10 protein-coding genes are annotated in these 12,232 nt (G+C 73.0%); 7 read left to right on the top strand and 3 right to left on the bottom strand.

What is annotated here, in order from left to right:
- Positions 1-19: 19 nt before the first annotated feature.
- A complete protein-coding gene (locus ACQEU8_RS26175) occupies positions 20-955 on the bottom strand; it encodes a class I SAM-dependent methyltransferase (RefSeq protein WP_433105205.1) in 936 nt (311 codons plus the stop codon).
- A 333-nt stretch (positions 956-1,288) separates the two neighbouring features.
- On the opposite strand from ACQEU8_RS26175, the gene rpsA reads away from it, so the two are divergent.
- The 4 genes from rpsA to ACQEU8_RS26155 all read left to right on the top strand — a co-directional run bounded on the left by rpsA (position 1,289) and on the right by ACQEU8_RS26155 (position 5,144).
- Positions 1,289-2,812 (top strand): 30S ribosomal protein S1, encoded by a 1,524-nt coding sequence (rpsA, locus tag ACQEU8_RS26170; protein WP_433105203.1) that lies wholly within the window; start codon positions 1,289-1,291, stop codon positions 2,810-2,812.
- Between the two features lie 158 nt (positions 2,813-2,970).
- Positions 2,971-3,945: a proteasome assembly chaperone family protein gene (locus ACQEU8_RS26165; RefSeq protein WP_433105201.1), complete on the top strand. Its 975-nt coding sequence runs from the start codon at positions 2,971-2,973 to the stop codon at positions 3,943-3,945.
- A 34-nt stretch (positions 3,946-3,979) separates the two neighbouring features.
- Complete coding sequence (coaE, locus tag ACQEU8_RS26160) at positions 3,980-4,576, top strand: dephospho-CoA kinase (RefSeq protein WP_433105199.1); 597 nt, start codon at positions 3,980-3,982, stop codon at positions 4,574-4,576.
- Between the two features lie 172 nt (positions 4,577-4,748).
- Positions 4,749-5,144 carry a tetratricopeptide repeat protein gene (locus tag ACQEU8_RS26155; RefSeq protein ID WP_433105197.1) on the top strand — a complete coding sequence of 132 codons (396 nt, stop codon included), beginning with the start codon at positions 4,749-4,751 and terminating at the stop codon, positions 5,142-5,144.
- 30 nt (positions 5,145-5,174) lie between these two features.
- On the opposite strand, the gene ACQEU8_RS26150 is transcribed toward ACQEU8_RS26155, so the two are convergent.
- Positions 5,175-5,726 (bottom strand): hypothetical protein, encoded by a 552-nt coding sequence (locus ACQEU8_RS26150; RefSeq protein WP_433105195.1) that lies wholly within the window; start codon positions 5,724-5,726, stop codon positions 5,175-5,177.
- Positions 5,726-6,976, bottom strand: a complete 1,251-nt coding sequence (locus ACQEU8_RS26145) for an amidase family protein (protein WP_433105193.1) — start codon at positions 6,974-6,976, stop codon at positions 5,726-5,728. Before ACQEU8_RS26145 ends, ACQEU8_RS26150 begins: the two co-directional genes overlap by 1 nt.
- Before the next feature lie 79 nt (positions 6,977-7,055).
- On the opposite strand from ACQEU8_RS26145, the gene ACQEU8_RS26140 reads away from it, so the two are divergent.
- The 3 genes from ACQEU8_RS26140 to ACQEU8_RS26130 all read left to right on the top strand — a co-directional run bounded on the left by ACQEU8_RS26140 (position 7,056) and on the right by ACQEU8_RS26130 (position 12,223).
- Entirely contained in the window at positions 7,056-7,448 is a 393-nt protein-coding gene (locus ACQEU8_RS26140) for a hypothetical protein (RefSeq protein WP_433105191.1), read from the top strand.
- A 138-nt stretch (positions 7,449-7,586) separates the two neighbouring features.
- Positions 7,587-10,760 (top strand): SNF2-related protein, encoded by a 3,174-nt coding sequence (locus ACQEU8_RS26135; RefSeq protein ID WP_433105189.1) that lies wholly within the window; start codon positions 7,587-7,589, stop codon positions 10,758-10,760.
- Positions 10,757-12,223 carry an SWIM zinc finger family protein gene (locus ACQEU8_RS26130; protein WP_433105187.1) on the top strand — a complete coding sequence of 489 codons (1,467 nt, stop codon included), beginning with the start codon at positions 10,757-10,759 and terminating at the stop codon, positions 12,221-12,223. The genes ACQEU8_RS26135 and ACQEU8_RS26130 overlap by 4 nt, the downstream gene beginning before the upstream one ends.
- The last annotated feature ends 9 nt before the right edge of the window (positions 12,224-12,232 follow it).

Here is a 12,232-nt window from a genome sequence, read left to right as displayed (position 1 = left end):
AAATGCTCCTGTCGGGTGCTCACGCGCGCGTGCACACGAAAATGGCGGTTCCCGGCACCAGCCGGCCCCGCAGGGGCGACCAGCCGCCCCACACCTGCTGGTTCCATGCGGGCCACTCCGGCTCGACGAGATCGTCCAGCCGGAACCCCGCGCCGACCAGCTCCCGCACCCGGTCCCCCAGCGTCCGGTGGTGCTCCACGTACACCGTCCGCCCCGCGGCGTCCTGCTCCACGTACGGCGTGCGGTCGAAGTAGGAGGCCAGGACGGTCAGCCCCTCGATACCGGGCTCGTCAGCGAGGGTCCACCGCAGTGGGTGGGTCAGCGAGAAGACCCACCGCCCCCCTGGGCGCAGCACCCGCGCCACCTCCGCGAACACCCGTTCGGGGTCGGCCACGAACGGGACCGCGCCGTACGCCGAACAGGCGAGATCGAAGGACCCGTCCGCGAACGGCAGCGCCCTCGCGTCCGCCTCCACCAGCGGGAACCCCAACTCGCCGCCCTGTCCGTCACCGATCCGCAGCGCGTGCTGGAGCTGCCGGTGCGAAAGGTCGAGGGCGACGGGCCGCGCGCCCTGTGCGGCCAGCCACCGGGAGCACTGCGCCGCGCCGGCGCCCACCTCCAGTACGTCCAGCCCGCGCAGCTGCTCCGCCGGTCCGAGCAGTCCCGCCGTGGCCTCGTCCAGGCCCTCGGGGCCCCAGACGAAGCGCGCGTCGCCGAGGAAGTCGCCGTGGTCGTTCTGGTACTCGTCCGCGTTCCGGTCCCACCAGCCGCGACTGGCCCGGCTGCTCTCCCGGCCACCGGCCGGCCGCCGCAGGGCCTCGGCGTCGTCGGCGCCGTCCTGCGAGGTGGCGGGGGTGGTGAGAACGTCCGACACGCCGGGCCCCTCGGGCCGGCCGTCATGATCACTGTGTGTCAGGGGGTGGACACCCCCGCCGACGTCGTGCTTTTGTTCCATTGCGCCAGTAGCCGTACTCTCGGTCGATCGGGAGGTCCCCCTGTGGAGGGCCATCTGACTGTGGGGAGCGGCGAGTTCTGCCGGGTATGGGGTGTTGCATCCCAGGTGTGCTCTTTCGCGCATTGACCATGCCCAGCGGCCCCCGTATGCTACAAGTTGCGCTGCGGGCCTGCGTGCCTCGGACGGAGCAGGCCGCGCTCGCATCGGCTGTATGTCCCCTCGGGTTCCCGGCTTTCCTGGCTCTCCGGCTGACTTGCATGTGTGGTGCGATCAAAGGGTCCTCGGCGTAGCAGTACCTACGACTTCATGTCCGTACCGGAGACCCTTTCCCACATGACGAGCAGCACCGAGACTTCCGCCACCACTCCGCAGGTTGCGGTCAACGACATCGGTTCCGAGGAAGCCTTCCTCGCCGCGATCGACGAGACGATCAAGTACTTCAACGACGGCGACATCGTCGACGGCGTCATCGTGAAGGTCGACCGGGACGAGGTCCTGCTCGACATCGGTTACAAGACCGAAGGTGTCATCCCTTCCCGAGAGCTGTCGATCAAGCACGACGTCGACCCCAACGAGGTCGTCGCCGTCGGTGACGAGATCGAGGCCCTGGTTCTCCAGAAGGAGGACAAGGAAGGGCGCCTGATCCTCTCGAAGAAGCGCGCCCAGTACGAGCGTGCCTGGGGCACCATCGAGAAGATCAAGGAAGAGGACGGCATCGTCACCGGTACCGTCATCGAGGTCGTCAAGGGCGGCCTCATCCTCGACATCGGCCTGCGCGGCTTCCTCCCGGCCTCCCTGGTCGAGATGCGCCGTGTCCGCGACCTCCAGCCCTACGTCGGCAAGGAGCTCGAAGCCAAGATCATCGAGCTGGACAAGAACCGCAACAACGTGGTTCTCTCCCGCCGCGCCTGGCTGGAGCAGACCCAGAGCGAGGTCCGCCAGACCTTCCTCACCACCCTCCAGAAGGGCCAGGTGCGCTCCGGCGTCGTCTCCTCCATCGTCAACTTCGGTGCCTTCGTGGACCTGGGTGGCGTCGATGGTCTGGTTCACGTCTCCGAGCTGTCCTGGAAGCACATCGACCACCCGTCCGAGGTCGTCGAGGTCGGCCAGGAGGTCACGGTCGAGGTCCTGGACGTCGACATGGACCGCGAGCGCGTCTCCCTGTCGCTCAAGGCGACCCAGGAAGACCCGTGGCAGCAGTTCGCCCGGACCCACCAGATCGGCCAGGTCGTTCCCGGCAAGGTCACCAAGCTGGTGCCGTTCGGTGCGTTCGTCCGCGTCGACGAGGGCATCGAGGGCCTGGTCCACATCTCCGAGCTGGCCGAGCGCCACGTGGAGATCCCGGAGCAGGTCGTCCAGGTCAACGACGAGATCTTCGTCAAGGTCATCGACATCGACCTGGAGCGCCGCCGCATCAGCCTCTCGCTGAAGCAGGCCAACGAGTCCTTCGGTGCGGACCCGACCGCGGTCGAGTTCGACCCGACGCTCTACGGCATGGCCGCGTCCTACGACGACCAGGGCAACTACATCTACCCCGAGGGCTTCGACCCGGAGGCCAACGACTGGCTGCCGGGTTACGAGAAGCAGCGCGAGGAGTGGGAGCGCCAGTACGCCGAGGCGCAGGCTCGCTTCGAGCAGCACCAGGCGCAGGTCATCAAGTCCCGCGAGGCCGACGAGCAGGCGGCGGCCGAGGGTGCCACCGGCGGCGGCGCCGGTGCCCCGCAGGGCGGCGGTGGCGGCGGCCAGGGTGGCGGCGGCTCGTACTCGTCCGAGGGTTCGGAGGAGGACTCGGGCGCGCTGGCGTCCGACGAGGCGCTTGCCGCGCTCCGCGAGAAGCTGGCCGGCGGCCAGAGCTAGTCGCTCGCCGCGAGGCGTAAGCCGAAAACGAGGCCCGCACCCCCACCGGGGGTGCGGGCCTCGCCCCTTTTCGGGTCCCGGTGCCGCCGCCCACACCACCCCGGCCACGAAGAAGCGTGGCAGGGAATGCCTTATGGCGCAGCGGCGTTGGGAAGGACATGGCACAGAAGCGGGAAACTCTGTACGCGTGGGATCAGGCCGGACTCGACGCCGTCGACGCGATCATCGGGGAACCGGACAGCGCCGGACTGGTGATGCTGTACCACTTCGAGGGCTTCATGGACGCCGGTGACACCGGCGACCAGATCGTGGAGCGGCTGCTGGACACCCAGCCGTATCTCACCGTGGCCCGCTTCGACGTCGACCGGCTGCTCGACTACCGGGCGCGCCGCCCGATGATGACGTTCCGGCGTGACCGCTGGGTGTCGTACGAGACGCCCCGGCTGGAGCTGCGGCTGATGCGGGACGCGACGGACACGCCGTTCCTGCTGCTGTCGGGTCCGGAGCCGGACAACGAGTGGGAGGGCTTCACGGCGGCGGTCGGCGAGATCGTGGAGCGGGTGCGGGCCCGGCTGTCCGTCACCTTCCACGGCATCCCGATGGGCGTCCCCCACACCCGCCCCGTGGGCCTCACCCCGCACGGCAACCGTACCGACCTGGTGCCGGCCCAGCGGTCCGTCTTCGAGGAGGCGCAGGTCCCCGGCAGCGCGTCGGCGCTGACCGAGCTGCGGCTGGCCGAGAGCGGCCATGACGTGCTCGGCGTCGTCGCCCACGTGCCGCACTACATCGCACGGTCCACATACCCCGACGCCGCGTTGGTCGTCATCGAGGCGATCACCTCCGCGACGGGCCTGGTCCTTCCGGAGGTCGCGCACGCGCTGCGTACGGAGGCGCTGCGGACGCAGAACGAGATCGAGCGGCAACTGGCGGAGGGCGACGAGGAGCTGGTGTCGGTCGTCCGCGGCCTTGAGCAGCAGTACGACGCGGTGGCGGGCGCCGAGACCCGCGGGAACCTGGTGGCCGAACCCAACGAGCTGCCCTCCGCCGAGGAGCTCGGCGCCGTCTTCGAGCAGTTCCTCGCCGACCGGGAGAGCCAGCAGGGCCCCGGCTCCGAGGGCGGGCAACCGGACTGAGGGCGCCGCGTCGGCAGCGGATAGCGTGTGCCGCATGGTGAAGGTGGGTCTGACAGGCGGGATCGGCTCGGGCAAGAGCGAGGTGTCGCGGCTGTTCGCCGAGTGCGGAGCGGTCATCGTCGACGCGGACCGGATCGCGCGGGAGGTCGTGGAGCCGGGTACGCCCGGGCTGGCGGCGGTCGTGGCCGAGTTCGGCGAGGAGATCCTGGCGCCGGACGGCAGTCTCGACCGGCCGCGGCTCGGCTCCCTCGTCTTCGCCGACCCCGAGCGGCTGGCCGCGCTGAACGCGATCGTCCACCCGCTGGTGGGCGAGCGCTCCGCTGAGCTGGAGCGGGCCGCCCGGGAGGCCGACGAGGACGCGGTCGTCGTTCATGACGTGCCGCTGCTGGTGGAGAACGGGCTCGCCCCGCTCTACGACAAGGTCGTCGTCGTGGACGCAGCCCCCGAGACCCGGCTCGACCGGCTGGTGCGGCTGCGCGGTATGGCCGAGGACGAGGCGCGGGCCCGGATGGCCGCGCAGGCCAGCCGCGAGGAGCGGCTGGCGGTCGCCGACATCGTGATCGACAACAACGGCCCGCTGGAGAAGCTGGCCCCCCGGGTGCGCGAGGTCTGGGAAGAACTGCACGGCTGAGGCCCGGCCGCGTGGCCGACGCGGGTGCGTCTTGGGTTTGCGGTGGCTGATTTTCGTTCGCTGCTCCTGGGCGCGGGGCATATGCTCCCCAGCCCCGGCCGGAGCGCCCCTGGGAATGGTCACGGGCAGCGCGACGTTGTGCCGAGGCGGAAGCCGAAGGAAGGGCAGTGTTGTGACGAGCCCCGAGACGAACCTCATCCAGTTCCGCGCTGCGGAGCAGCTGCTGGAGGCGCGCGATCCGCGCGGTGCGGTCAACCTTCTGGACAACGTGATCGAAGAGCACCCCGAGCACCGGGGCGCCCGGCTGCTGCGCGCGCGTGCGTACTTCCTGGAGGCCCGGCTCCACTCCGCCGAGCAGGAGTTCCAGTGGGTGCTGGAGCGAGAGCCCGACAACGCGTTCGCGCACTTCGCGCTGGCCCGTACGCTCCAGCGGGCGTCCCGGGACGACGAGGCTCGTGCGCACTTCAAGCTCGCCGCCGCGCTCAACCCGCGGCCGGACTTCGTGGAGGCTGCGGGGTTCGACAGTTTCGAGCCGCCGGAGCCCGGTGCGACGGACCTCGGTAACTGACCGCGAGGCCCTGATGAGGGCCTGCGGTGGCTACTCGTTCGGGTATTCCTCGGCCCAGCGGGCCAGCGCGGTGAAGTCGTCCTCGCGCAGCCCCCGCCGAGGGTCCACATGGTGGAGGAGGGCGGGACCGGGGTGGTGGGCGCCGACGAACCGGCGCTCCCTCGCCGTCAGCGCGTCGTCCACCCACGCGAACGGCCGCCCGGCCGCCCATGCCACCACGTGCCGTGTCTTGAACAGCAGCCCGTCCAGCTCCGGCACGATCTCGTCCCCCCACTCGATCACCGGCAGCCGCGGCAGCCCCAGCAGTGGCCCGATGTACTCGTTGGCCTCGGTGCCCCAGGCGGTCGCCCACACGAGGTCGTACCCCAGCCCCAGCAGCCGCTCGCCATGGGCGGCGTTCAGCCGTACGCGCAGCGGCCGCGAGTCCCGCCCCGCTGCTTCCCGCCGCGCCACATAGCTGGCCGGCAGCATCCGATGGGTGCGATAGCCGCGCGGGCGGCGTGGCCAGCGCGCGGCGAACGGGTTGAGCGGACCGTCGACATCCAGCATGAGCAGCGGGCGGCACGACTCGCCGGCGGCCATCAGCGCGCCCCGGCTGTCTCGGCCGGCTTGGCTGCCGACGCCTCGGCTGCTGCCGCGACGGCGAGGAGGTCGGCTTCCCGGCCGTGCGGGGCGACGAGTTGCAGCCCCACCGGCTCACCTGCGGCGGTCCACCCGGCGGGGAGGCTGATCGCCGGGTGTCCGGTGATGTTGAACGCCCAGGTGAGGGCGACGCTCATGGTCTCTCCCGGTCCGTCGTGGCCGTGCGGTGGGTTGGGGGTGGTCGGGGTGGCGATGAGATCCACCTCGGCGAAGACACGGTCCAGTTCGGCGGTGAGGGCGGCGACTGCGCGCGCCGTCGGCCCGTGGCCTGTCGCGCCGTCGGGATCGGTACGGAGAGCCCGCCAGCAGTCCGCGGGGTCCGGCAACCGTACGGACACGGCACGTGGGGCGAGGACGTCCGCCCGGACCAGGGCGTCCAGAAACGTACGCGCCGTCCTGGCGACCGGCTGCTGCGTGTCCGCGAAGCCCAGCGTGGCAGACCAGGCCGTCCGCACAGGACCGGCCGGAGGCGAGAGCGGGGAGAGGACCGGCGTGCCGGTGAGCGCGGAGAGGCAGGCGGCGGCATCGGCAGCCGTACGGGCCAGTGGACCCGGCACGCTCCGCCGGGCGCGATCGCCTGACCGGCCCGGTACGGGCAGCAATCCGCCGGTCGTCTTCAGACCGAGGACGGCACACCATGCCGCCGGGATACGTATGGAGCCCGCGCCGTCGCTCCCGGTGGCGAGCGGCACCATCCCCGCCGCGACCGCGGCGGCCGATCCGGCCGACGAGCCCCCTGGGCTCCGGTCGGGGTTGTGGGGGTTGCGGGTGGGACCACGGTCGGTGGCGCCCCAGGTCTGCCATCCGGTGCCGGTGCCGGGCGTGGCAGTGCTGCCGACGGGTACGCAGCCCGCCGCCACCAGCCGTGCCACCTGCCGTGACGAGAGGCGCTGGGTGGCCTTCACCGCCAGCGGCACCCCGGCGAGCGGCAGCCGGTCGCCCGCCCGGACGGCTCGGTCCACATCGGCTGCGTGCGCCGCGGCCCGCGCGGGCCACACCTCGGTGAACGCCCGTATCGATTCGTCGACTTCCGCGATCCGGGCGAATGCTGCCCGCGTCACCTCGTGTGCCGTCAGCCGGCCCGTCGCCACCCCGTCGGCGATCTCGCACGCCGACATACGGCGGTACGCGGCGGCGCCGAGCGAGCCGGTCCGCGGCGCGGGCGGCGTGGTGCTGCTGTCCCCGTTCATCGGCACCCCCCGTTTCCGGAAACGGTACAACCGGGTGCGGCCTGGCGGCGCCGTCCGGGGGCGAATTACCGTATGACGTATGGACGTTGCAGCTGCCCTCACCCTCGCCTCCACTGCCGCCTCTGCCGCTGCCGGCGGTGCCGCCAGCGCGGCCGGGCAGTCCGCCTGGCAGTCCCTGCTGTCACTCGTACGGCGCGTGGGCGGCCGCCGCGACGTCGAAGCGGACGAGGAGCGGCTGACCGCCGTCGATCCGGCCGACAGCGAGCAGGTACGCGTACTGACCGGCTGGCTCGGCGAGCAGGCCCGTGCCGACGAGGAGTTCGCAGCGCTGCTGCGCGGCTGGGCCGAACGGCACGCCCCCGCGCTGCGCGCCGAGCACTCCGAGGTGCACAACACGGTGTCCGGCTCCGCCACCGTGAACGGCCCCGTCATCCAGGCCCGCGACATCCACGGCGGCATCAACCTGGGCTGACCCGGACCCGGCCCGCGCCGGCCGGAGCTGATCAAGGGGCTGACCAGCACGCCCCTTGATCAGCACGGGGATTGTCAGTGGCCGCTCCTAGACTCGCCGGCGAGGTTGCAGTCAGGTGTGCGGGAAGCGGTGGCGCGTATGGGGCAGGGGAGCGGTGCGGACCTCCTGCGGTGTGCCGCGGTGTTTCTGCCGGGGGAGGTGCCCCGGAACGGGCGGGTGGCGTTCTGGCGGGACGACGAGGGCGAGCTGCCCGAGGTGGGCGAGCCGGGAGAGCTGGCCGTGGTGCGGCCGCACGGGAAGGGCGTGCGGCAGCGGGTGGTGGCGGCGCGCTGGCTGCCGGTGCGGGAGGCGCTGCCGGTCCTGATGAGGGCGCGGACGGATGGGCGTGCGCACCCGGCCGCCGCCTGCTGGGGCGCGGCCGCGTTGCACGGACTCCGGCTGGTCGCCCGGGGGCGGCTGATGCCGGGGCTGGGTGAGGGGGACACGGATGTGTGGCGGGCCGGTCCGCTGGACGCGGAGGATGTGGCGCACCTGAGCGCGGTGGCCGCCGCGATGCCGCCGGAGGCCCATGCGGTGCCGGTCCAGCCGGAGGGCGGCCTGCCGGAGGCTCATGCGGCGCTGGTCCTGCCGGAGGGCGGTTCTCCCGGGCCCGCTCCGTCCTGGTCCGGCCTGCCGGAGGCCGGTTCTCCTGGGCCCGCCCCGTCCCGGTCCGGCCGGGTGGCGGCTGCCCCACCGGGGGCATCGGCCCAGGTCGGGCCTGGACGCCGGCCGGCCGGCGGCCGAATCAGGGTGCCCGAGCCGGAGGGGCTCGTACGGGCGTTCCTGGACGCGGTCGCCGATGTGCTGCCCCGTACGCCCGCCGGTCCCGCTGCCACGGGACCGGCGTTCGCGGGGCGGGAGCCGCAGCGGCTCTCCGAGCGGTATCCCCGGCTGCGGGAGTGGGCGGCCGAGGTGGCGGCGGGGACGGAGGCCGGGATCCGGATCTCCCTCCGGCTCGATCTGTCGGCGGACCGGATCTTCGACGGCGGCCCGGAAACGGAGCAGGAGGAGCACGGAAGGGACAACCAGGACCCGGAGCAGGAGAACGGAAGGAACAGCCAGGACGGCGGCCCGCAAAGCCACCACGGATCGGTGTCCCCGGAGCCGTATGTCGCCGCGGCGGTCGTGCAAGCGACCAGCGTCGTGGACGCGACGCTGGTCGCGGACGTGGCGGCGCTCTGGCGAGGAGAGGCGGAGTATCTGGGGCCGCGCGCCCGGGTGGACACCGTGCTGGCCATCCGCCGCGCCGCGCGCGTCTGGCCACCGCTCGGCCGGCTGCTGGAGCGGCCCACGCCCGATGTGCTCCCGCTGACCGAGGAGGAGCTGAACGACCTGCTGGGGCGTACGGCCCGTGAGCTCGCCGCCGCGGACGTGGCGGTCCACTGGCCGCGCGCGCTCGCCCGCAGTCTGCTGAGCGCGACGGCGGTGGTGCGGGCGGGCCCGCAGGCGCCCGGCTCGGCAGCCGACGGGTTCGGGTTCTTCAAGGAGCAGCAACTGCTGGAATTCCGCTGGCAGGTGGCGCTCGACGGGGAACCGCTCACCGAGGGCGAGATGGACGAGCTGGCGGAGGCGCACCGTCCGCTGGTGCGGCTGCGCGACCAGTGGGTGCTCGTCGACCCGGAGCTGGTGCGCAAGGCACGCAAACGGCATCTGGGGTTGCTCTCACCCGGCGACGCGCTGGCCGCGGCCCTCTCGGGCGAGGCCGAGGTGGACGGCGAGCGGGTCGAGGCGGTGCCGGAGGGCGCGCTGGCGGCGCTCCGGGACAGACTCAGAGGCGGCGCGGAGTCGGCCGCCGAGTGCGTGGACCCGCCTGCCCAACTGCGGGCCCGGCTGCGCGGCTACCAGCGGCAAGGGCTCGCCTGGCTGGAGTCGATGACCTCGCTCGGGCTGGGCGGCTGCCTCGCCGACGACATGGGGCTGGGCAAGACGGTCACGCTCATTGCGCTCCACCTGCGCCGCGCCGAGCAGGGCGGGACGGCGCCGACGCTGGTGGTCTGTCCGGCGTCGCTGCTGGGCAACTGGCAGCGGGAGGTGGCGCGGTTCGCGCCCGACGTTCCCGTACGCCGCTTCCACGGGCCCGGGCGCACCCTGGAAGGGCTGGACGGTGACGGCGCCGGTGCCGGGCCGGCGTCGGGGGAGGGGCGGGACGCGGGGTTCGTCCTGACGACGTACGGCACCCTCCGCAGCAGCGCGGAACAACTCGCCGCACGCGAGTGGGGTCTGGTCGTCGCGGACGAGGCACAGCATGTGAAGAACGCCTACTCCGCCACAGCGCGTGCCCTGCGCACCCTCCCGGCCGCCGCCCGGGTCGCTCTCACCGGCACGCCCGTCGAGAACAACCTGTCGGAGCTGTGGGCGCTGCTCGACTGGACGACGCCGGGGCTGCTCGGCCCGCTCAAGACGTTCCGCGCCCGGCACGCCCGTGCCGTCGAGGGCGGCGAGGACCCGGAGGCGACGGAGCGGCTGGCGCGGCTGGTGCGGCCCTTCCTGCTGCGCCGTAAGAAGTCCGACCCCGGCATCGTCCCCGAGCTGCCGCCGAAGACGGAGACCGATCACACGGTCGAACTCAGCAGGGAGCAGGTGTCGCTGTACGAGGCGGTGGTCCGCGAGACCCTGGCCAGGATCGAGGCGGCCGAGGGTATCGAGCGGCGCGGGCTGGTGATGAAGCTGCTGACCGCGCTCAAGCAGATCTGCAACCATCCGGCGCAGTATCTGCGCGAGGGAGCGGGCGGGCGGCTCCCCGGCCGCTCCGGCAAACTCGGGCTGCTGGACGAACTGCTGGGCACGATCCTGGCCGAGGGCGGCTCGGTGCTGGTGTTCACGCAGTACGTGGAGATGGCGCGGCTGCTCCAGGCGCACCTGGCCGAACGCCGCATCGGGACACAGCTGCTGCACGGGGGCACGCCTGTCGGGCGGCGGGAGGAGATGGTGGACGCCTTCCAGTCCGGTGAGGTCCCCGTCTTTCTGCTGTCGCTCAAGGCGGCGGGCACCGGCCTCAATCTGACCCGCGCCGGGCACGTCGTCCACTACGACCGCTGGTGGAACCCGGCCGTCGAGGAGCAGGCCACCGACCGCGCCTACCGCATCGGCCAGACCCAGCCCGTGCAGGTGCACCGACTGCTGACGCAGGGCACAGTGGAGGACCGTATCGCCCAACTGCTGGCGGCGAAGAAGCAGTTGGCAGACGCGGTGCTGAGCGGCGGCGAGGCCGCGCTGACGGAGCTGACCGATGCGCAGCTGGCCGACCTGGTGGCGCTGCGGAGGCAGTCATGAGCGGCGGACAGGCTCCCGGGAGGGCCCCGGAGGGAGAGACGGAGAGCTGGGGCGGAGCATGGCTGCGCGCGATGGAGGGGACGGCGCGGGATCCGGCCCGGCTGGAGCGAGGGCGGGCGTACGCGGATCAGGGCCGGTCGGCCCGGGCCGGTGCCGGTTCTGGTGGCGGGGGAGTGTCCGCGGTGCGGGTCGGGCCTGGCCGCATCACGGCGTATGTGCACGGCAGCCGTCCCCGCCCGTACCGCGCCGTATGGCGGCTTCCCGTGCTCCCGGAGGAGGAGTGGGACGCCTTCCTGGCCGCCGTCGCGGCCCGGCCGGTGGAGGCGGCGGCGCTGTTGGACGGGGAGATACCGCGCAGTGTGGCGGCCACGGCCCGGTCGGCGGGCGTGCGGCTCCTCCCCGACGCGGGTGAACTCATCCCCGGGTGCAGCTGTCCCGACCAGGGCCATCCGTGCAAACACGCGGCGGCGCTCGGCTACGAGACCGTACGCCTGCTGGACGCCGACCCCTGGGCGCTGCTCCTGGTGCGGGGCATGGACGCGGAGACCGTACGGGAGGAGGTGGCGCGCAGGAGCGCCGTGTGGCGGGCGGACGCGGGTGCGCCGGGCGCGAGTGCGCCGGGCGATGAGGGCGATGCGCCTGCTCTCCCGGCCGCGCGTCGGTCTTCCCCTGCCCAGGACCTGAGCCGGTCTTCTTCCCGGGACCCGAGCCGGTCTTCCCCTGCCCAGGCTCCGAGCCGGTCTCCTGCTGCCCAGCGGCAGTTGAGCAGCACTCTGCCCGCGCGGGAGGTGTTCGCCTCCGCCGTCCGGCCTCCGCTGCCCGAGCCGATGCCGCTGCCGGAGGACCCGGGCGGGCCGGGCACGTTCCCCGACCTGCCCGGCGCCCCCAGCGCCGACGCCCTCACCTTCCTGGCGACCGACGCGGCCACCCGGGCCCGGCACGCCCTGACAGCGGTGCTGGACGAGGGGGACGGCAAGGAGGGAGACGAGGACTGCGGCGACCCGCTGCCCGAACTCTCGCTCTGGCACGACACCATCCGTCTCGCCGCCACCCACCCACAGCTGACCGGGCGGCGCAGCCTCTCCTCGCTCTTCGCCGCCCTCGCGCGGTCGGCGGGCCGGGACGCGCTGGAGCTGGCCCGTGCCGCCGCGGCCTGGCGGCAGGGCGGCCCCGCGGGGCTCGACGTACTCGAAACCGTCTGGGACCCGCCTGCGGGCGCCTTCGACCGGGGGCGCAGCGCCCTGGCGGGGCTGGGTATCGCGATGACCATCCACCGCAACCACCTCACCCACACCACCCGCCCCGTCCAGCTCCGTTACGGACGCGACGGCCGCTGGTACCCGTACCGGGCCGCCACCGACGGGCCCTCACCCGGCGCCGAGTCCACCCGCGATTGGTGGCCCGAGGGCCCCTCCGCCCCCGACCCGGTCCAGGCCCTCAGCAGAGGGGGACGCGCCCAGTAGGGGGCGCGG

This window comes from Streptomyces sp. CA-250714, assembly GCF_050936705.1.
In the GTDB taxonomy this organism is placed as follows: domain Bacteria; phylum Actinomycetota; class Actinomycetes; order Streptomycetales; family Streptomycetaceae; genus Streptomyces.
Note: the sequence above shows the minus strand (reverse complement) of the source record. Positions and strands in the feature narration are given on the sequence as shown.

Bases quoted from the DNA above. Each gene is read 5' to 3' on its own strand.
- ACQEU8_RS26175 (WP_433105205.1), bottom strand. From the start codon at position 955: ATGGAACAAAAGCACGACGTCGGCGGGGGTGTCCACCCCCTGACACAC.
- rpsA (WP_433105203.1), top strand. From the start codon at position 1,289: ATGACGAGCAGCACCGAGACTTCCGCCACCACTCCGCAGGTTGCGGTC.
- ACQEU8_RS26165 (WP_433105201.1), top strand. From the start codon at position 2,971: ATGGCACAGAAGCGGGAAACTCTGTACGCGTGGGATCAGGCCGGACTC.
- coaE (WP_433105199.1), top strand. From the start codon at position 3,980: ATGGTGAAGGTGGGTCTGACAGGCGGGATCGGCTCGGGCAAGAGCGAG.
- ACQEU8_RS26150 (WP_433105195.1), bottom strand. From the start codon at position 5,726: ATGGCCGCCGGCGAGTCGTGCCGCCCGCTGCTCATGCTGGATGTCGAC.
- ACQEU8_RS26145 (WP_433105193.1), bottom strand. From the start codon at position 6,976: ATGAACGGGGACAGCAGCACCACGCCGCCCGCGCCGCGGACCGGCTCG.
- ACQEU8_RS26140 (WP_433105191.1), top strand. From the start codon at position 7,056: ATGGACGTTGCAGCTGCCCTCACCCTCGCCTCCACTGCCGCCTCTGCC.
- ACQEU8_RS26135 (WP_433105189.1), top strand. From the start codon at position 7,587: ATGGGGCAGGGGAGCGGTGCGGACCTCCTGCGGTGTGCCGCGGTGTTT.
- ACQEU8_RS26130 (WP_433105187.1), top strand. From the start codon at position 10,757: ATGAGCGGCGGACAGGCTCCCGGGAGGGCCCCGGAGGGAGAGACGGAG.